The organism is Sediminibacterium roseum (genome assembly GCF_009939005.1).
GTDB classification, from domain to species: domain Bacteria; phylum Bacteroidota; class Bacteroidia; order Chitinophagales; family Chitinophagaceae; genus Sediminibacterium; species Sediminibacterium roseum.
The window spans coordinates 149379-168154 of record NZ_JAACJS010000002.1 but is presented as its reverse complement, the minus strand read 5'-3'; the positions used below and the strand labels follow the sequence as shown (position 1 = coordinate 168154).

Below are 18776 nucleotides of genomic sequence, written 5' to 3'. Positions count from 1 at the left end.
AACTCCGCATCCACTTCGGTAAGCAGTATCGCAGGTACGGGGCAGGCATTCTCCATCATCCGTCCTCGTGGCCCCGTACTTATCGAACGTTTATTTTTTAGCCCAGGCGTCCATTTTCTTCTCCAGCACATCCAGTGGCAGGTTGCCGTCTTTAAGCACCGCATCGTGAAAAGAGGAAAGTTTGAATTTATCGCCCAGCTGTTTCTCATACTTCGTGCGAAGCTCGCGGATCTTTAATGCGCCGATCTTGTAGCCCAGCGCCTGCGCAGGTATCACCATGTACCGTTCTATTTCGGCCGTGGCCCCTTCTTCGCTGATCTGTTCATTGTCCATCATGTATTGAATGGCCTCTTCGCGTGTCATGTTCTTTGTATGCATGCCCACATCAACCACCAGCCTGATGGCCCGGTGGATCTCATCTCCCAATGCGCCCATGTATTGGTAAGGGTCCGTATACAGGCCCAATTCTTTTCCCAGGCTCTCGCAGTACAATGCCCAACCTTCCGCATACGCGTTGTTGCCGCCAAACCGGCGAAATTTTGGCAGCTTTTCGTTCTCCTGCTGCAGGCTGATCTGGTAATGGTGCCCGGGGATGGCCTCGTGCAAAAACAAACTTTCCATTCCGCTCGTTATGTTGAACGTAGTTGCATCGATGATGGGAATGTAAAATATACCGGGGCGCGATCCATCTGCGCTTCCCTGGTTGTATTCTGCACTTGCGCTTGCCGCACGGAAAGCCTCTGTCTGCCTGATCTCGAAAGGCGTTTTGGGTTTGCGGCCAAACATCTTTTCAAGGTTGGGCTCCATTTTTTTGTGGATCGAATCAAAAGCATCCAGCACTTCCTTCGCCGTTTTATAAGGTGTGAACTTTTTGTCGGTTTTGAGATAGGTGAAGAACGATTTCAGGTCGCCATTAAAACCCGTTTCGTTTTTGATGCGCTCCATTTCTGTGCGGATGCGTTTTACTTCTTCCAGGCCAATGTTGTAAATTTCATCGGGCGTTTTATCTGTTGTGGTTTGCTGGCGCACGAGGAACTTATAATATTTCTCTCCATCCGGAATTCCGCTGATTCCGGTGGTGGTGCGGGCTTTGGGCAGGTATTCGTTTTGTAAAAAGTCTGCGAGTTTTTTAAAATAAGGGGTGAGCTGGCCGTTGATCGCGATCACATACGCATCCGTGATCCTTTTTTTATCTGCTGCGCTGAAATCGTTTGGCAGGTTTGTGATCGGCCCGTAAAAAAGGCTTTTTGTTGCATCATCCACCACCAACGATTGCATTTGCGGGATCATTTTTACCACGATGCTTCGGGGCAACACATATCCTTCGGCCATTCCCTTCCTGAAATAAACGATCGCGCTGTCTGCATACGCAGGAAAAACCGCAACACGTTTGAGCCAGTTGTCGTAATCGGCAACGGTTTTAAAAGGCTGTATCACGCTGCCGCTTCCAAACTGGCTGAAGACGAGATGCGTGCTCTGGAACTGGTTGAGCGGAAAATAATTTTCATGAAACCCAAGTCCCTCCATACCCACTTTCACATCACGTGAAAAAGCGTCGAAGCTCAGTTTGTCATTGTCGTTCAGTGCATCCCTTTCAAATTTCGAAATGTATACACGGTAACGGTCGTAGAACGATTTGATCTTTGCACGGTAGCTGTCTGTAAAATCAACGTACCATTTATCGTTGAAACGATTGTCGCCATTGATGGTTGCTTCAAAGGGAAAAAGCCCCATCCGTTCTTCGTAATATTTGTCGAGCAAAGCGGAGAGCTCGCTGTTGTCTTCTTTGGTCTGGTTTTGATCGCTTAGTTTGCAGGAAGCGAAAAGCAAAACCGCCGATAAAAAAAGGATCGTTTTTTTCATATGATTATGTTGTTTCAGGCTTCAGGTCTTGTATGATGTATTACGTGTTTTGCAATTTCTTAGCTCCCGATTCGATCACGAATACGCATAAAATCCTTTCCCTGTTTTTCTTCCGAGTTCCCCGGCATCTACTTTTTGTTTTTGCAGTACCGATGGTGTCAGCCTTTCGGGTTTACCGAGTGCTTCCCATACAATGTTACTGACGCTGTAATTGATGTCCATCCCAATCAGGTCCATCAATTTGAACGGGCCCAGTTTAAAACCGCTTACTTCCATAATAGTATCAACGGTTTCGATGGTGGCCAGGTTCTGTTCAACAAGTTTCATCGCTTCCAGGTAATAGTGGCGCGCAACGCGGTTTACGATAAAGCCGGGTGCGTCTTTACACAACACGGCTGTCTTTCCCATTTTTGCGGCGAGCATCACCACTGTGTTTACAACGGATGGATCGGTCTGTGCTGTCGTGATCACTTCCACCAGTTTCATTACCGGCGCCGGGTTGAAAAAATGCATCCCGATAACATGCTGCGGGGCAGCAACGGCTTCTGCAATTTCGGTAATGGCGATGGACGATGTATTGGTGGCAAGGATCACACCCGGGTTGATCGCGAGCAACTTTTTGAACAGATCCGTCTTCGCTTCTTTTTTCTCAATGATGGCCTCGATCACGAGATCGGCGCTGCAATTGGCGAGCTCATCTGTAAATACCAGGCGTTGCAGGCATTGCTGTTTTTCTTCTGGTGAGATCTTTGCCTTATCAACCAGCCACTGCAGGTTTTTTTCAATGCCGCTCCTGCTTTTGTCGAGCATGGCGGCGTTCACGTCAAACTGTATCGTTTGGTACCCGGCCATGGCCGATAACTGGGCAATGCCGCTACCCATGGTGCCGGCGCCGCAAATGCAGATCGTTTCTATGTTTTTCATGGTTTTGCCAGGGTTGGAGCAGGTTGGCATTAAAGTGGCAAAATAGTTAAAAAGGCTAAACCCATTTGATACTTCCACCCACCAGCCGGTGCTAATCAAATCCAAGATACACATCTTTTCCACGTCCCTCCAATCTTAACGAAAGCGGCGGTGTACTTGTCTTATTTTTACGCTATGCAGCAATTAGACCTTTTTGGTTTTCCTATAGAAACACCGGCCCCGAAGAAGAAAGAAAAAGCCGCCAGGGCGAGTGATGTTCAGCCGGCAGAAGCCGAGACAAAAACAGCTGACGAAAAAGAGGGGACCGTTATTGCGTCAACGCCCATCGTTGATCAACCGAAGGAAGAAAAAATTGCCGAAGCTCCGCAAGAGATCATTCCCGTTGCAGCGATCGAAGCAACGCCGGCTGCCGTTGTTCTCTCCGAAGAAAAAGCGGTTGAAATCGCGGAAGCAAAAATCATTGCCCCGCCTGTTGTTGAAGAAGCGCCTGTTGTAAAAACGGTTGCGAAAGAAAAAACGGCTGCCAAAAAAACAACAACGGCCGCTGCAAAACCTGCAGGCAAACGTGGCCGCAAATCATTCAAGGAAATGGACAATGAAGCCGACCTGATCGAGGTGCCGGATGATGAAGTGCTGCAGCAAAAATTATATTATTCCATCAGCGAAGTGGCGGGCTGGTTCAAGGTTAATACTTCGTTGCTCCGCTATTGGGAGAACGAGTTTGATGTGTTGCAACCGCGCAAAACAAGAAAGGGCGACCGTCTCTTCCGCGTAGAAGACATCAAAAACCTCCAGCTTATTTACTTCCTGCTCCGCCAGCGCAAATTTTCGATCGACGGCGCTAAAAATTACCTCAAGAACAACAAACAGGAAGCCGATACACAGATCAGGCTCGTTGAATCTTTAACAAGGTTCAGGTCTTTTCTGCTGGAAATGAAAGCGAACCTGCAGGCGTAAAAATCTTTTACTGACACGAAGGTTTACACGGCGCGGTCCGGAGTTTTGTTCGTAACAATCACATCCGTATTCGCTGCGGCGAGTTCGATCTTACTTGTTTCAAGCAACTCGATCACTTCTAAATTTACCGCCTGCCGCAATTCAGTGAATTCTTCGATGGATTGGTCGATGGTGGTGAAGTAGTCAACGGACATGATGTGTGCATTCTTCCCGGTATCCATCAGGTACACCGTTTTGTTTTCGATCCCGGGTTTGTTGAGAATGGTTTTGATATCGGTTGCCAGGCTTTTCAGTTGCTGCGCCGTTGCGCTCAAACCCAGCTCCAGCCTCAGCTCTACCTTGCGTTGCGTGCGGAGGGTGATGTTGTCTACGATCGTATCCACCATCTGTTTGTTGGGAACAGAGATGTAGGTTTTTTCCATCGTCCTGATGCGTGTGCTGCGCAGTCCTATCCTTTCGATCGTTCCGGTAAAATTATTTACACGCACCTGGTCGCCGGTGATGAAGGGTTTATCAAAAAAGATAATGAAGGATGCGATCAGGTTCTCCATGCTTTCTCTTGTTGCCAGCGCAATGGCTGCGCCCACAAGGCTCAGGCCTGTTAAAAGATTGCCGATGGGTTTGTTGAACGAGAACTTGAAGATCATCAGTATGCCGATGATCACAAGGATCACCTTGAAAAAATCCTTGAAGAAAAGTACAAGCTGGTTGTCTGTCTGGTCCACGGTAAGGTTGGCCCTCTCTTCAAGTATCATCGCCACAAAATCCAGTACGCGCAGGCAAAGCCAGATAAATACAATGATCACCGTTGCAGCAGCCAGCGAATCGATCAGTTGCTTGAATGTGATGTGGTATACGGTGAAATTGAGCGCAACCGGGAAATTCAGTTTGTCGAGCGCGATGATGGAAACAAGTAAAACAAGGAACACATCCAAAGGCTGAACCACCAGGTCGAGAAAGGATTGCCTTTCAATATTTTTCGCTGCCTTTGCGACGATCTTAAACAAAAGTTTGGCCAGGTATTTCGATATAAGGCGCTTGATCAGCAATGCGGCCAGGATAATACCCACCACGTAGAGATAGCTCCGGATGCTGTTGCTTAAAATTTCTTTCTGAAGAAAATCTTCCATACTGCAAATTAGTAAATACTATTGCCATTTAAGAAGTTCCACATCCCTTCCATCAAAACTTGCGTAGGAAAAATTGCGGATCCAGTCGCCGAGGTTGATGTAGCGGGCGTTGTCGGGAAGTTTGAAATCCATTGGGTAGTGGCGGTGACCGAAGATGAAGAAATCGTAGTGCTGTTTTTTCAGTTCATCTTTACAATAGATAATGAGCCATTCCTTGTCTTCGCCCAGAAAATGTTCGTCTGCCGAACCCGTTTTCACCCGGCTCTTCCTGCTGAAATAATTGGCCAGTCCTATGCCCCATGCCGGGTGCAGCAAACCGAATGCCCATTGGCAAACAGGGTTGCGGAATATTTTTTTAAGGCGTTTGTAGCCGTGGTCGCCGGGCCCCAGGCCATCTCCGTGGCCGATGAGGAATTTTTTCCCGTTCCATTCAAATACGCGGGGATGGTGGTAAACGGGAATATTGAGTTCTTTTTCAAAATAGCCCCTCATCCACATATCGTGGTTGCCCACAAACACATGAACGGGAATGCCGCTGTCTGTAAGCTCGGCCAGTTTGCCCAGTAACCGGGTATATCCTTTGGGAACTACTTTTTTGTATTCGTACCAGAAATCGAAAATATCGCCAACGATGAAGATCTCGGCGGCGGTGTGTTTGATGCTGTCGAGAAAGGCCACTACTTTCTTTTCCCGCACAAGGCTGCTTTCATGGTCGGGTGCGCCGAGGTGGAAATCGGAAAGGAAATAGATTTTTTTATCCGGAGGAATGTTCATGTTCTTCTGTTAAGATCGCCGTCAACTGTGGCCCGAATTTTTCTGCTGCATATACAGTAATATGTCGCCGCTCGCGATCACTTCCTTTCCTTCAACAGTTCCGTTGAACCAATAGATCCATGCTGAAGTTTCTCGGTCATCCAGGTAAACGTTTACTTTTTCTCTCCTGTACAAAGCGGTTTCGCCCTGTTCTGTGTTGAGGCCTTCGTAATCGTCAAGCTGTGCGATTGCCCACGAAAGTTCGTCAGGGTTATTGATCCTGTATAGTTCGCCCACAATGAATCTCTCATCCTGTGCGGGAACCGCGGCGGGATAAGTGCCCATATCATACAAAAGCCCTTTTACTTTTCCATCACCCACCAAACTGAAATGTTTGCTGATGTATGCATACGCCGGGTGTTGAAACCCGCTGCGCAGGGAGCCGTATACAAAAAGCTGTTGGTTAGATTGTTCCATCTGATCACTTTTTATCCTTCCACTAAAAAACAAAATACTTCTTTGGGGCCATGAACGCCCACCACCAATGTTTTTTCTATGTCGGCCGTGCGGCTCGGCCCTGTGGCCAGTGTTACGAGCGATGGAAATTGCTGCCCGTACTTTTCACGCAGTTGCTGCAAACCTTCGCCGATGTCGTAAACCAGCTGGCTCGCATAGGCGATGCAGATGTGCACGGGCGCGTACACGCTTGTGGTTCTGCCGCTCATCTGCGCGCTGCTCAGCACCATGCTTCCTGTTCTTGCGATCAGCGCTTCGCAACCGGTAATGGCCGCATCGCAGGTTGCCACATCGTTCGCATACACGGTTGAAAAACCAGCGTTCGCCAGCCGCTCGCGCAGCGGGGTTTCCTGCGAGTAGAGTTTGGTCCATTTACGGGCCTCTACCAACGCTTTCAACTGTTCAACAAGTTCTTGCTCATCGGCGCAGAAAGAAAAGCGGCCCTCAAGGCGCGTGAAGTTTTCTGCGAATTCGATCTCCAGTTCCTGTTGCGAGGGCAGGTACACACTTTCGTTTCCTGCACTGGCAGGAAAGGGAACAGGCACTGGTTTAGCCAGTGCCTGTTTTATTTTGCCTAAAATATTTTCCCTTGCTGTATTTTCCATTTATCCGATTGTAGAAGGTTCTGTACTTGTATCGGGGTTGCTGATGTTACCAGCGGTATCCTGCGCAACAAAATGTTCGCTTCCTGCTTCCGGTTCTATCTCGAGCACTTTCTTTTCTTCAAAAGGGCGTTTGCCGATCAGTTCTTCTACATCGCTTTTGTGCAGCACTTCTTTATCGAGCAGTTCTTTCGCCAGTTTTTCCACCTGTTCCCTTTTCTCTGTCAGCAGGTTGATCGTACGCACGTAGGCATCGTCAATAATGCTTCTTACTTCTTCGTCTATGATCTTTCCTGTTTCTTCACTGAACGGTTTGGTGAATGTGTTCTCCTGCGTTGGATCGTAGAAACTTACGTTACCCACTTTTTTGTTCATACCATACGCCGTTACCATGCTGTAAGCGATCTTGGTGATCTGCTGCAGGTCGTTGGCCGCCCCGGTTGATATTTTACCGAAGAAGATTTCTTCCGCCGCGCGTCCGCCCAATGTCATACAGATCTGGTCCATCAGCTGGTCCGTATTGTATAAGTATTGTTCCGTTGGTGTATACTGGGCATAACCCAATGCTGCCGTTCCGCGTGGTACTATGGTTACTTTCAACAGCGGGTAAGCATGTTCAAGGAACCAGCCGCACACCGCATGGCCCGCTTCGTGGTAGGCGATGATCGATTTTTCGTGCGGTGCAATGATCTTGTTTTTCTTTTCCAATCCACCGATCACCCTGTCGATCGCATCCTGGAAATCGATCATCTCTACAGATTCCTTTCCTTTTCTTGCGGCGATCAATGCGGCTTCGTTACAAACGTTTGCGATATCGGCGCCGGCAAATCCCGGTGTCTGTTCTGCAAGTTTATGAAGGTCGAGCGCTGCTGAAATTTTGATCGGGAGCAGGTGTACTTTAAAGATCGTTTCCCGTCCTTTTACATCGGGTTTGTCGATGGAGATCTGGCGGTCAAAACGTCCCGGCCGCAGCAATGCCGTATCCAATACATCCGGCCTGTTGGTTGCAGCGAGGATGATGATGCCGGTGTCGCCACCAAAACCGTCCATCTCTACGAGCAACTGGTTCAATGTATTCTCCCTTTCATCGTTGCTCATGATCGCGTTCCTTCCGCGTGCGCGGCCGATTGCGTCGATCTCATCGATGAAAATGATACAGGGCGCCTTTTCACGTGCCTGCTTAAACAGGTCGCGCACACGGCTTGCACCCACACCCACGAACATCTCCACAAAATCACTTCCGCTCAGGCTGAAGAAAGGTACCTGCGCCTCACCTGCCATTGCCTTTGCCAGCAATGTTTTACCCGTGCCCGGAGGGCCTATCAGCAATGCGCCTTTCGGGATCTTACCACCAAGCGCTGTGTATTTTTTGGGATTTTTCAGGAAATCCACGATCTCCATTACTTCCACTTTCGCTTCATCCAGTCCTGCAACATCTGCGAAGGTGATGTTTACTTTAGATCCTTTGTCGAACAAAGTCGCTTTTGATTTCCCGATGGAAAAAATTCCGCCCGGGCCGCCTGCGCCGCCTTGTCCGCCCATCTTGCGCATCAGCAAAACCCATACGCCGATGATGAGGAGCAGGGTGAATATTACGTTTGCTGCAGGACCAAACCATTCGCCTTCAGACGTTGGTGTTACCGGAACCTGCGAAACAGCCGGGTTTTTTTCGAAGAATTCGTTCAGTGATTTCTGGAAATCTTTGCTGTCGGTTACTTCGAACTCGAACAACGGAACATCTTTCGCCTTGTCTTTGGAGATGACAACGTTGTTCTTTTTCAGCCTTTCGGTATAAAAGTTCTTATAAAGACTATCGGGTTTGATGTAAACGCGGACACGGTCCTTGTTTTTGATGATATCGAGTTTTGCAACATCGTTGTTCGTAAGCATTACCTGCCTGAATTCAAGCTCGGTAACCCTGATCATATCGGGGGAAGTTTTGATGTATTGCATCAACAGCAATACCACGGCTATGATCGCATATACCCAGTAAATACTGAATTTAGGGCCCCTGCGTGGTCCGTCGCCTTTTTCCTGTCCGCTTAATTTTGGAGTTTTGTTTTCCTGTGCCATATTCTGATTTCCCCTGTAACGATTGTTTCTAATTGTAAACGAATAACTGAGCCCTATATTTTATTTCCTACAGATCGTGCATCTGCGAAGCGGCATCGCTCCACATGTCTTCGAGCTTGTAGAACTTGCGTGCTTCGGGGTGCATCACATGCACTACGATGTTAACGTAGTCGATGAGTACCCATTGCAGTGCGGTCCTGCCCTCGTGTTTGTAAGGCGCTTCTCCGCACTTTTCCTTTACCTCGTGTTCTACAAAATCGCAGATGGCCTTTACCTGCGTGGTGCTCGATGCTTCGCATACGATAAAGAAATCAGCTGACGCTTCGGGTATTTTCCGGAGATCAAGGCTTATGATATTCTCCCCCTTCTTATCCTGTATCGCTTTGATAATTGTTTTGAAGATCTTTGAATTGCGGGTGAGCCTTGTGACTGCACTTTTTTCACGGCTTTTTAAAACTGCAAGAGGTTCCAATAATAGATCGGATTTATAAATGATTAATTTAACTTGCCCACCGAAGCTTCAGCGAAGGCGGGCCGGATGATAACGCAATCCGCCTTCGCTCAGGGTCTGATTCAACCACCCCAGCCAAGCAGATTTAAATTCAGTCCACCTTCGCCAAGGCCTCGGTGGACGAGCTCAAAAATACTACTTCTTTGTCACCTTCTAACGTGAAAAGTCCCATCGGGCAACCGTTCATCGAATTAACTATGGTGGAAAGCACCAACATCTATGCCATGGACCGCCTCCAGGCTGATTTGGCTGCCCATGGCGCTGCTTTTTTTGCCCATTACCAAACAGCCGGCAAGGGCCAGCGGGGTAAATCATGGTCGGCCGATCCAGGAAATAACATTGCATTGTCTGTAATTGTTGACTCTTCCTTTCTTTCCATCACCCACCAGTTCCCGCTCAGCGTAATGGTGGCGCTGGCCGTTCACGACCTTTTTAACAAATACACAACGGATGAGACTTTTATAAAATGGCCCAATGACATCTATTGGCGTGACAGAAAGGCAGGGGGCATTCTCATCGAAAACCTGGTAAGATCGGGGGCGCTTGCCGGATCGGTGGTAGGAATCGGCCTGAATATTAACCAGGTGGTTTTTCCCGACACGCTGAAGAACCCGGTTTCCCTCAAACAGATCACCGGGAAAAATTTTGATACCGTTGCCCTCGCCAAAGAACTCTGCATTGGCCTTGAAAAAAGGTATCATGAATTGAAAGATGGAAACTTCGCATCCATGCTTGCGGTTTACAACCAGTATTTGTTCAAACGCGGGCAACAGGTGCGTTTGAAATACAATGCTGCCGCGTTTTATTGCGTGGTGGAAGGTGTTTCTGAAAACGGGGAACTACTCGTATCCGGCGCCGCAAAGGATCGTTTTGAATTTGGGGAAGTTGAATGGGTTTTGACAACCTGAACCGGTCCTGCTCTTACTTCGCGATCGCGTCAATTTTTTTCGCCAGCTCCCTGTCTTTCCCGGTAACCACATCACCCGCATCGTGGGTGCTTAAAGAGATCTCTACGGTGTTCCAGGTATTGGTCCAGGAGGGATGATGATCCATTTTTTCAGCGGCAAGGGCAACGCGGGTCATGAAGGCAAAGGCTTCGGAGAAATCTTTGAACGTGAATTTCCGGTAAAGCTTGTTGTTTTGTTCGGTCCACATGGGATGGGAATTTAAATTCAGAAATGGTGACAGGGAACCGACTGCAATATCCGTTCCTGCGATCAGAAAACCATGTTGCCTTTGTTCCTGATCTGTTCGTTGGTTAACTCGGCCACCAGTTGAACGCCGTTGATCGATCTCACCGCCTGTTTGATCCATTCGCATTTTTCATCGTCTACCAGGTCCCCCTTCATCAGCCAAAGAAAATCCATGTGTTTGAATTCGGGGAGAAGGTACTCTCCGTCGTACTGGTTGTGGTAGAGGTAATGCGTCAAAAAGCTGTTGGGTTCTACAGATTGGTACACCGAAAAATAATAACTCCTGTCTTTCTTCCGCAAATGGATCTCTATGTCTGCATTCAACCTGAAATCGTAACCGAGGTGATTGTTGAGCTGAAGGCAGAACTGGTAATTCTTCACCGGCGCCGTAATACCGAGCAAACGCGTTTCTTCAAAAAAATCGTCGTTCAGTTCGTCTACATTGAGGCGGAGTTTCATGCGGTAAAGATATAATCGTACGCAATAAGAATCTATTCAAAATAGCATGAACCCGGTTGGTCCGATCGGCCTCTTAAAACGCATCTTGCGATGCGTTCATATTTTAAAACTGCACCTCTACCCGTTTCTCTTCGTTCCCTCTTTTAAAAAGCAGTTGGGCGGCATCGCCTTTGTTGAATTTGCTGAGTACATCGCTGTAGCTTTTTACATCTACAAATTTGTATTCGCCGAGTTGCAGCAGCACATCGCCGGCCTGCAGGCCTAGTTTTTCGGCGAGCTTGCCCGGGCTCACGCCATCAATGCGCATACCGGTGCCGGAAAAACCATAATCGGGCATTACACCCAATGAAACCCTGAAGGCGCGCGCGCCGCCGGGTTGCGGGTCGTTGGTTTTGGCGAAAGCGAGTTTGCCTTTGGCATCTGCCAATTCAATTACGCGGTAGATCATTTTTACAACATCCTTCTCGCCATCGTAATTGATCTTGTCCCAATCGTCCGTTGCCTTGTGGTAATCACTGTGACTTCCCGTAAAAAGAAAAAGCACGGGAATGTCTTTCCGGTAAAAACTCGCATGATCGCTGGGACCGCTCCCGGTGCTGTCGAATTTCATGGCGAGGCCGAGGCCCTGCCCGTTGAGCACTTCGCCCCATACCGGTGAGGTTCCGTAGCCGCCGATGGTGAGTTTGTGCGCGGTATCGTAACGGCCAACCATATCCATGTTGATCATGTAATTGGGAGTGACCTGGGTTGAGGGATGATCGAGCCAGTATTTACTTCCCAGCAAACCGAGCTCTTCTCCTGAAAAATTAAGGATGAGGTAATTGTTGTGCGATGGCGGCGCCTTCTTCAGCATCCGCGCCAGTTCTATCAGGGCCGCGGTGCCGCTTGCATTATCGTCGGCGCCGTTGTGGATCACATGACCGGTATCAAGCGCACCTTTGTCTTCACCAAACCCCAGGTGATCGTAATGCGCGCCCAGCACAACCGTGTGGGCAGCCTGGTTGTTGATGAACGCGGCCACATTTTTACCCATGCGTTTTTTTTCCGAGAAACTGAGGTTCATTTCTATATCAAGCGTAGCGGAATGATCGGAAAAGTATTTTTTATAGCCTTCCTTGGTAATGTAAACCACGGGTATTTTTACGGGTTCGCTTTTGTCGTTCCTGTTGAACTGGATATTGTCTACAAGCGGTGAGGTATTGTAAACAAACAAGGCGGTTGCGCCTTTTGCGGCAACTGCGTTCACGGTTTTTTTGATCTCGGCCTCTACATCAAAATGCGGGTTGTTCCTGTTTTCTTCCAGCACCTCTTTCAGGTCTTTGAACCAGGGTTGTTTCGATTCGTTGAGCGCCATGGCGGGCGATCCCGATACTTTACTGTTGGCGCAAAAAGCGAGGGGCAGGAAGTCTTCGTTGAGCGTTAGGGTTTTGCCGTCTACTTTGAGTTTTGTTGCCGCATCCACCTGTTTGCCTTCGTTGATCTCAAATTCCTGGATAAAACCTTTGGTGCCCCTGGGCTCAAGGCCCATTTGGGTGTATTGGTTAACGATGTACTGCATGGCAAGGTCCTCGCCCCGGCTTCCTGTTCTCCTGCCTTCGAGTTTATCGTCTGCGAGATATTGTACATGCGATCTCAGGTTGGCCACCAGCTCTGCATTGGCTTTTTCTTCGGCCTGTCTTTTCTTTTTCTTACTCTGCGAATACGTAAGCACGGGTACCAGTAAAAGTACCGGCAGTAATTTTTTCATACAAGGAACGGTTTCTGACGTGCAAAAATACAGCATGAAGACAGGAGTTTGCGAAGGCAGCGGGATTAAATTAGTTAAAAGAGGCCTCGCTACCCGGCGCCCTTTAACTTCCCGATCTCGTAACCTACTACCTTTGTTTGCCGCTACTTTTGCAGGCAGTCTCCGTTCTTGGCAAAAAATGAATTACATATCGCGTTAGTGGGTAATCCCAACAGTGGCAAAACATCACTGTTTAATGCGCTTACGGGATTGAACCAGAAAGTGGGCAACTTCCCCGGGGTTACGGTAGATAAAAAAACCGGCAGCATACGGCTCGAAGAGAATTTTGATGCAGAACTGATCGATCTCCCCGGCACTTACAGCCTCTACCCCCGCAGGGCCGATGAATGGGTGGCCTACAAAGTGCTCATGGGCGCCGACGCCGATATCAAACCCGATATGGTGCTGCTGGTGGCCGATGCAAGCAACCTCAAACGAAACCTTTTGTTCTGCAGCCAGATCATCGATCTGAAAATACCGGTGGTGATGGCGCTTACCATGACGGATATCGCCGCCAAAAAAGACATCCAGATAGACATCAATGGCCTTGAAGCAGAGCTAGGCATCCCTGTGGTAACCGTTAACCCGAGAAAGAACAAGGGCCTCACCGAGCTGAAGAAGGTGCTGGCACAGGCCTCGCGTATGAACCAGAACCTGCATGCGCGTGATTTTATGAACACCAAAAAACTCGCGCCCGAATCGGTGGAAGGCGTTCAGAAACTGTTTCCGCAACTGAGCGAGTATGCGGCCATCCATTACCTCATCAACCACGAAAATTTTCCGCTCAGCGATCTTGATCAGAAAGCAGTGGAGCAGGTAGAGACCGTAAACAAATTCAACCCAAACAAAACGCAGGCCGAAGAGATCCTGCAACGCTATACCCGCATCCGCCAGATCATGCAACAGCATGTGGTGGAGCATGGGCCGCTGGAGAAAAAGATGTTCACCGAGAAACTCGACAACATTTTACTTCACCGAACCTGGGGTTATGTGATCCTGCTCGCCGTTCTCTTCCTCCTGTTTCAAAGTATTTTCTGGCTCGCGCAATTCCCGATGGATGGTATTGAATGGCTGTTTACCAAAGCCGGCGGCTGGCTCAGCACCACGTTGCCGCAGGCCTGGTGGAGCGACCTGATCGTAAACGGGCTGGTGGCGGGCCTTAGCGGCATCCTCGTTTTTGTTCCGCAGATCATGATATTGTTTGGATTGATCACGGTGCTCGAAGACACGGGCTATATGGCGCGTATCAGTTTCCTGAGCGATAAGCTGATGCGCAAAGCCGGGCTCAACGGCAAAAGCGTAATGCCCATGATCAGCGGTTTTGCATGCGCCGTTCCGGCGATCATGAGTGCGCGCAACATCGAAAACAAAAAAGAAAGGCTCCTTACCATACTCGTTACACCCCTCATGAGCTGCAGCGCGCGTTTGCCGGTGTATACCATCCTGATCTCGCTGGTGATAGACGATAAATATTATTTTGGCTTCCTGAGCGTGCAGGGACTGGTAATGATGGCGCTTTATTTCTTGGGAACATTCATGGCGCTTATTGTGAGTTATGTGATGAAGTTCTTCATCAAAATAAAAGAGAAAAGTTTCTTCATCCTCGAATTGCCCATTTACCGTGCGCCGCGCTGGAAAAATGTTGGCATCACCATGGTGGAAAAAGCAAAGATCTTCGTTTTTGATGCAGGTAAGGTGATCATCATGATCAGCCTGCTCCTCTGGTTCCTGAGCTCGCACGGGCCGGGCAACAGGATCGAAAAAGTTGAGCAGAAATATGCTTTGCTCGCACAACAGCACCCTGCGCAGGCAGACTCCCTGCAAAAACCTTTGTCTGCCGAAAAACTGCAGAACTCTTACGCCGGTATTTTAGGAAAAGCGATCGAACCCGTTATTGAACCATTGGGTTACGATTGGAAGATCGGCATCGCCCTCATCACCTCCTTTGCCGCACGCGAGGTTTTTGTGGGAACGATGGCAACACTTTACAGCGTGGAAGAGACCGACGACAACAGCTCCCTCCGCCAGAAAATGGATGCCGCCACACACGAAGACGGAAGCAAGGTGTATACATTGCCCGCAGCATTGTCGTTGATGGTTTTTTACGTGCTCGCCATGCAATGCATGAGCACCCTCGCCGTGGTAAAACGCGAAACCCGCAGCTGGAAATGGCCCGTGTTCCAGTTTATTTATATGACCGGACTGGCGTATGCAATGAGTTGGCTCACCTATGTGATCTTTAGTTAAGAAATGTAAGCGAACCGATCTTCTTCCTCCTGGCCTGCGTTCGCTCAGGCTCCCCGTTCAAGCAACGATGTTTTTTTTGTCTCCTTCATAAACACATACACCAACAAAGAAATAAAGACACAGCCTGAAGTATACCAGTAATACCCGGTTTCGTTTCCCTTTCCTTTGAACCACAACGCAAGGTATTCTGCTGTTCCGCCAAACAGGGCAACGGTAACAGAATACGGAAAGCCAACGCCCAGCGCACGGATCTTTGCGGGAAAGAGCTCGGCCTTTACAACGGCGTTGATGGATGTGTAGCCGCTTACGATTACCAGTGCACACATCATCAAAAGAAAAACAGCAAAAAGATCGGTGGTTGTGCTGAGCGTGGTTAAGATGGGCACCGTGCATACCGTTCCCAATATGCCAAAACCAATGAGTAAGGGACGGCGGCCGATCCTGTCAGACAACAACCCGAACAACGGCTGGAGTGCTGCATAGATCAACAACGAAACAAAGCTCAACTGGGTTGACTGTGCTTTGGTAAGATGAACGGTATTCACCAAAAATTTCTGCATATAGGTTGTGTACGTGTAAAACGCGATCGTTCCGCCAAGCGTTAATCCTACTACGGTTGCAATGGCCCTTGGGTGCTGAAACAATTCCTTCAGCGATCCTCTTTTTAATTTGTCTGCTTTTTTCTCCTGCTCAAATGCCTGCGTTTCTTCCATCGTCCTGCGCAGGTAAAAAGCGATGAGTGATAAAACGGCGCCGATGAAAAACGGGATGCGCCAGCCCCAGTTCTGCATCTCTGCCGTGCTGAGTATGTTCTGCAAAAGCAATTGTATGCCCACGGCAATCAGTTGCCCGCCAATCAGTGTTACGTATTGAAAACTGGAATAAAAACCGCGGCGGCCCGTTCCTGCCATCTCGCTCAGGTAGGTGGCGGCGGTTCCATATTCGCCGCCTACGCTCAATCCCTGTAACAACCTTGCCGTTAACAACAAAACAGGCGCGGCAATGCCGATGCTGTTGTAGGATGGGGTGAGCGCAATGACCAGCGACCCGAACGACATCAACAGTACCGAAAGCGTCATCGCAAATTTTCTTCCTTTACGGTCGGCCAGGCTACCGAACAACCAACCCCCGATGGGCCGCATTAAAAAACCGACGGCAAAAACACCGGCGGTATTTAATAATTCTGCTGTTGCATCTTTTCCCGGGAAAAATACCGGGGCAAAATAAAGGGAGAACGCGGTGTATGCGTACCAGTCGTACCATTCAACCAGGTTGCCAACGGACCCGCTGACAATGGCCCTGAGCCGTGATTTTCTGTGGTGTGGCAATTCCATCCCGATAAAAATACGGATAATCGGGTACGGCATAACTTTAAACACGCCTCGGATCGCCGTTCAGGTATTTTCCCGTTACGGCGAAGTAGGCTTCGGAAGTGTTTTTGCCGGAAAGGCCGTCAACCCTGATCACACGGCCCGCTGCATTAAGGAGCTTTTGGAGTTGAAGTGCATTGTCTGCAACCACGCTTCCCATATTATATTTTACCGTTTCGCCAAGCGTTTTGATCTGTGTGTTCAGGTCAATTTCTTCGTTCGGAACGATCTGCCGCTCAAACATCCTCCTCAGCAACACTGCGCCGCCGCATTGTTTGGAAACAAGTTGCGGGTCGTATTGTCCGTCTGAACCGTATTTTCCCATGGTATAATTGCTTGAGTAACTCCACAGGTAAGGCGAGTTGATCTTTTTTGAACGGTAGCCAATGCCGTTGTAACATTCCAGGTTGTACAACATTCCCGCGAGGCTCCAGTCTTTTTTCTTATCAAATTTTTCATAAACCAGTGCATCAGAAGCGCTGTCTTTCCAGGTAAAGGGCGGGTCACCTGCAACCGGTCTGCCTGCGGGAACCTGTACCGTTCTTGCCGTGAGCGGATCACCGTTGTGCAGGTGCGTTTTAAAATTCAGCCCGCCTTCCATGCAATGGATCACGCCAATAAAATACCAGGGAATATTGAGCGGCTGGCCCACTTCTTCGTACGTTGATTTGTAGGCAACGATCTTATCTACCAGTTTATCCACTTCGGGATATGATTTCGGATTGATCACCGCGTTTTTGAACAGCTGCTCGTATTCTGCAGCCAGTTCGGGTGTAAAGGGTAATGGCATCGGATGTGTTTTTGGGTATGAATTATCAGTTTAGAAATCTTTGTCCGCCAAGGCCTACCAGGTAGTTGATGCCTGCAACAAGGTTGCCGCCTTTCTCCACAAATCCATTAAAATCCCTTCCGAACGTGAAGGTAACCTGTTGGTTTCCTCCCAGCTGGTATCCTGCATTGAACACGGTGCGCCACGAGGGGTCGATCACGCTTTTGTTCAGCACGCTCCTGTATATCGCTTCTGCGGAAACACTGAATTTTCCATCGGGTGAGGTGTAGATGAATCGTCCGCCCATATCAAATGTTGAGATGCGTTTTGCGGGTATCTTGCCTGTTGAGTCTGCATACACCGATTCCGGCTGGTAGAGATAGCGCGCCAGGAAGAGCGCACTCATTTTATCGTTACCACCTTCGTGCCCCGCGGTGAGCCATAAGCCGCTTTTATCGGTAACGGAATAATTGAAATCATTTGTTGGGAAAGCGACCGAGACACCGCCCGCCAGTTCCGCAAAAAATCCTACGCGTTCAATGGTAAAATCTTTGGCTTTCTCTTTGATCTGCCGGTGAAGGTTCTCGTTTTTTTCCTTGCTCAGTTTTTCGCGCATCGCTTTTCGCAGTTCCTGGTACTCGGCATCTTTTTCCTTGTATGCCTTGCTTGTTGTTCCGCCGGGCTCGTCGCGCAGCGCCGTTCTTTCCGCAAGCAGTTGTTTGATGGCCGGCATCGAATCGATGGCATCGGAATTGGCGCCCACTTTTTGCGTGAGTTCTTTTTGAAGTGCGCGCAATACTTTGTATTTCGCATTTGTTTGCGCACTCCATTCGGGCCGGGCCAGCATGAACTTGAAACCAACCGCTGTTTTGTAATAGGAGGTTGAGGTAACGGTATCATCGAACAATTTGAACCCCGCCGATAGCACAAAGGTCTGTCTCACCACATCTGTGAATTTTACAGACCGCAAACCGGACAAGGAAAGATCTGTTTTAAAAAGCGTAGACGGTGAAAGTTCAATGGCATAACTGTTCGGCAGTTTTGTAAAATTTCCCGTAAGGTTGTTTGCTGTTAACCAGAAAGCGGTAAGATCCGTTGGCCTGTCTATACTGCTTGTTGCGAAGTTCAACAGGTGCGCCGCCGGTGAAGCCGGCGCCTTGAGTAGGTTGAGTTGCTGTGGCTCAGTGTCCTGTGCATGCAGTTTGCAACACAACAACAGTAGTGTAAAAAAAACAAATCTATTTTTTTTCATGCTATGCAAAGGGTCTGATGATGATATCGATCTCCACCGTTTCGCCCGCGGAAACGGTTGTTTTAAAATCTTTTTGTTCGGGCGCAACGCCTCCTTTTACTACCACGGTGAGCGTGATCTCGTTGGTGTTGTTTGATGTATCTGCTATGTTTCCAAAAAGCTTCACCACTTTTCCGTTGAGCTCTTTGTCTGTTTTCATCACATAGTTGTAAACAGACTTGTTGCCGTTCTGTATTTTTTCAACGCCATCTACGCGCAGCGTGAAGTCGGGGCTTTGGTTTGGCGTAAGAAATTCAATGTCGATCAATAGATCGGTTCCATCGTTAATGATTTCATAATCGAAATCTGTTTCAAAGCATTGTGGCATACAC

18 protein-coding genes are annotated in these 18776 nt (G+C 48.7%); 3 read left to right on the top strand and 15 right to left on the bottom strand.

Annotation, left to right across the window (positions count from 1 at the left end):
* Positions 1-90 precede the first annotated feature (90 nt).
* Positions 91-1863: a DUF885 domain-containing protein gene (locus GWC95_RS00645; RefSeq protein ID WP_161816736.1), complete on the bottom strand. Its 1773-nt coding sequence runs from the start codon at positions 1861-1863 to the stop codon at positions 91-93.
* 75 nt (positions 1864-1938) lie between these two features.
* Positions 1939-2787, bottom strand: coding sequence for a 3-hydroxyacyl-CoA dehydrogenase family protein (locus GWC95_RS00640; protein WP_161816735.1), 849 nt, complete (start codon positions 2785-2787; stop codon positions 1939-1941).
* 174 nt (positions 2788-2961) lie between these two features.
* Between GWC95_RS00640 and GWC95_RS19660 the strand changes: the two genes are divergently transcribed.
* Entirely contained in the window at positions 2962-3744 is a 783-nt protein-coding gene (locus tag GWC95_RS19660; RefSeq protein ID WP_237722017.1) for a MerR family transcriptional regulator, read from the top strand.
* A gap of 23 nt (positions 3745-3767) precedes the next feature.
* On the opposite strand, the gene GWC95_RS00630 is transcribed toward GWC95_RS19660, so the two are convergent.
* From GWC95_RS00630 to rsfS, 6 genes are all read right to left on the bottom strand, one after another.
* Positions 3768-4874, bottom strand: coding sequence for a mechanosensitive ion channel family protein (locus GWC95_RS00630; RefSeq protein WP_161816734.1), 1107 nt, complete (start codon positions 4872-4874; stop codon positions 3768-3770).
* An 18-nt stretch (positions 4875-4892) separates the two neighbouring features.
* Complete coding sequence (locus GWC95_RS00625) at positions 4893-5648, bottom strand: UDP-2,3-diacylglucosamine diphosphatase (RefSeq protein ID WP_161816733.1); 756 nt, start codon at positions 5646-5648, stop codon at positions 4893-4895.
* Positions 5649-5669: 21 nt separating this feature from the next.
* Complete coding sequence (locus GWC95_RS00620) at positions 5670-6104, bottom strand: gamma-glutamylcyclotransferase family protein (protein ID WP_161816732.1); 435 nt, start codon at positions 6102-6104, stop codon at positions 5670-5672.
* A gap of 11 nt (positions 6105-6115) precedes the next feature.
* Positions 6116-6748, bottom strand: coding sequence for a LutC/YkgG family protein (locus GWC95_RS00615; RefSeq protein WP_161816731.1), 633 nt, complete (start codon positions 6746-6748; stop codon positions 6116-6118).
* Positions 6749-8818 carry an ATP-dependent zinc metalloprotease FtsH gene (ftsH, locus tag GWC95_RS00610; RefSeq protein ID WP_161816730.1) on the bottom strand — a complete coding sequence of 690 codons (2070 nt, stop codon included), beginning with the start codon at positions 8816-8818 and terminating at the stop codon, positions 6749-6751.
* A 67-nt stretch (positions 8819-8885) separates the two neighbouring features.
* Positions 8886-9290 (bottom strand): ribosome silencing factor, encoded by a 405-nt coding sequence (gene rsfS, locus GWC95_RS00605; RefSeq protein ID WP_161816729.1) that lies wholly within the window; start codon positions 9288-9290, stop codon positions 8886-8888.
* Positions 9291-9472: 182 nt separating this feature from the next.
* On the opposite strand from rsfS, the gene GWC95_RS00600 reads away from it, so the two are divergent.
* On the top strand, positions 9473-10237 hold the full coding sequence (locus tag GWC95_RS00600; RefSeq protein WP_237722016.1) for a biotin--[acetyl-CoA-carboxylase] ligase: 765 nt from the start codon (positions 9473-9475) through the stop codon (positions 10235-10237).
* Positions 10238-10250: 13 nt separating this feature from the next.
* Here GWC95_RS00600 and GWC95_RS20020 read toward each other — a convergent pair whose 3' ends face one another.
* The 3 genes from GWC95_RS20020 to GWC95_RS00585 form a co-directional block, all read right to left on the bottom strand.
* Complete coding sequence (locus GWC95_RS20020) at positions 10251-10505, bottom strand: 4a-hydroxytetrahydrobiopterin dehydratase (RefSeq protein WP_394351244.1); 255 nt, start codon at positions 10503-10505, stop codon at positions 10251-10253.
* A gap of 41 nt (positions 10506-10546) precedes the next feature.
* Complete coding sequence (locus GWC95_RS00590; protein ID WP_161816727.1) at positions 10547-10981, bottom strand: IPExxxVDY family protein; 435 nt, start codon at positions 10979-10981, stop codon at positions 10547-10549.
* A 103-nt stretch (positions 10982-11084) separates the two neighbouring features.
* Positions 11085-12728 carry a M28 family peptidase gene (locus GWC95_RS00585; protein ID WP_161816726.1) on the bottom strand — a complete coding sequence of 548 codons (1644 nt, stop codon included), beginning with the start codon at positions 12726-12728 and terminating at the stop codon, positions 11085-11087.
* 198 nt (positions 12729-12926) lie between these two features.
* On the opposite strand from GWC95_RS00585, the gene feoB reads away from it, so the two are divergent.
* Positions 12927-15014, top strand: a complete 2088-nt coding sequence (gene feoB, locus GWC95_RS00580; RefSeq protein WP_317164059.1) for a ferrous iron transport protein B — start codon at positions 12927-12929, stop codon at positions 15012-15014.
* A gap of 44 nt (positions 15015-15058) precedes the next feature.
* Here the strand turns inward: feoB and GWC95_RS00575 are convergent, their stop codons facing one another.
* From GWC95_RS00575 to GWC95_RS00560, 4 genes are read right to left on the bottom strand one after another with little or no spacing between them, the layout of a single operon-like run.
* Entirely contained in the window at positions 15059-16381 is a 1323-nt protein-coding gene (locus tag GWC95_RS00575) for an MFS transporter (RefSeq protein WP_237722015.1), read from the bottom strand.
* Between the two features lie 4 nt (positions 16382-16385).
* Complete coding sequence (locus tag GWC95_RS00570) at positions 16386-17174, bottom strand: hypothetical protein (protein ID WP_161816724.1); 789 nt, start codon at positions 17172-17174, stop codon at positions 16386-16388.
* 25 nt (positions 17175-17199) lie between these two features.
* The gene (locus GWC95_RS00565) at positions 17200-18405 is read right to left on the bottom strand and encodes a hypothetical protein (protein WP_161816723.1); all 1206 of its coding nucleotides are present in this window, start codon (positions 18403-18405) and stop codon (positions 17200-17202) included.
* Between the two features lies 1 nt (position 18406).
* Positions 18407-18772 carry a hypothetical protein gene (locus tag GWC95_RS00560; protein ID WP_161816722.1) on the bottom strand — a complete coding sequence of 122 codons (366 nt, stop codon included), beginning with the start codon at positions 18770-18772 and terminating at the stop codon, positions 18407-18409.
* Between the last annotated feature and the right edge of the window lie 4 nt (positions 18773-18776).

Coding starts and splice junctions, on each gene's coding strand:
- GWC95_RS00645 (WP_161816736.1), bottom strand. CDS start 1,863: ATGAAAAAAACGATCCTTTTTTTATCGGCGGTTTTGCTTTTCGCTTCC.
- GWC95_RS00640 (WP_161816735.1), bottom strand. CDS start 2,787: ATGAAAAACATAGAAACGATCTGCATTTGCGGCGCCGGCACCATGGGT.
- GWC95_RS19660 (WP_237722017.1), top strand. CDS start 2,962: ATGCAGCAATTAGACCTTTTTGGTTTTCCTATAGAAACACCGGCCCCG.
- GWC95_RS00630 (WP_161816734.1), bottom strand. CDS start 4,874: ATGGAAGATTTTCTTCAGAAAGAAATTTTAAGCAACAGCATCCGGAGC.
- GWC95_RS00625 (WP_161816733.1), bottom strand. CDS start 5,648: ATGAACATTCCTCCGGATAAAAAAATCTATTTCCTTTCCGATTTCCAC.
- GWC95_RS00620 (WP_161816732.1), bottom strand. CDS start 6,104: ATGGAACAATCTAACCAACAGCTTTTTGTATACGGCTCCCTGCGCAGC.
- GWC95_RS00615 (WP_161816731.1), bottom strand. CDS start 6,748: ATGGAAAATACAGCAAGGGAAAATATTTTAGGCAAAATAAAACAGGCA.
- ftsH (WP_161816730.1), bottom strand. CDS start 8,818: ATGGCACAGGAAAACAAAACTCCAAAATTAAGCGGACAGGAAAAAGGC.
- GWC95_RS00590 (WP_161816727.1), bottom strand. CDS start 10,981: ATGAAACTCCGCCTCAATGTAGACGAACTGAACGACGATTTTTTTGAA.
- GWC95_RS00585 (WP_161816726.1), bottom strand. CDS start 12,728: ATGAAAAAATTACTGCCGGTACTTTTACTGGTACCCGTGCTTACGTAT.
- GWC95_RS00575 (WP_237722015.1), bottom strand. CDS start 16,381: ATGCCGTACCCGATTATCCGTATTTTTATCGGGATGGAATTGCCACAC.
- GWC95_RS00570 (WP_161816724.1), bottom strand. CDS start 17,174: ATGCCATTACCCTTTACACCCGAACTGGCTGCAGAATACGAGCAGCTG.
- GWC95_RS00565 (WP_161816723.1), bottom strand. CDS start 18,405: ATGAAAAAAAATAGATTTGTTTTTTTTACACTACTGTTGTTGTGTTGC.
- GWC95_RS00560 (WP_161816722.1), bottom strand. CDS start 18,772: ATGCCACAATGCTTTGAAACAGATTTCGATTATGAAATCATTAACGAT.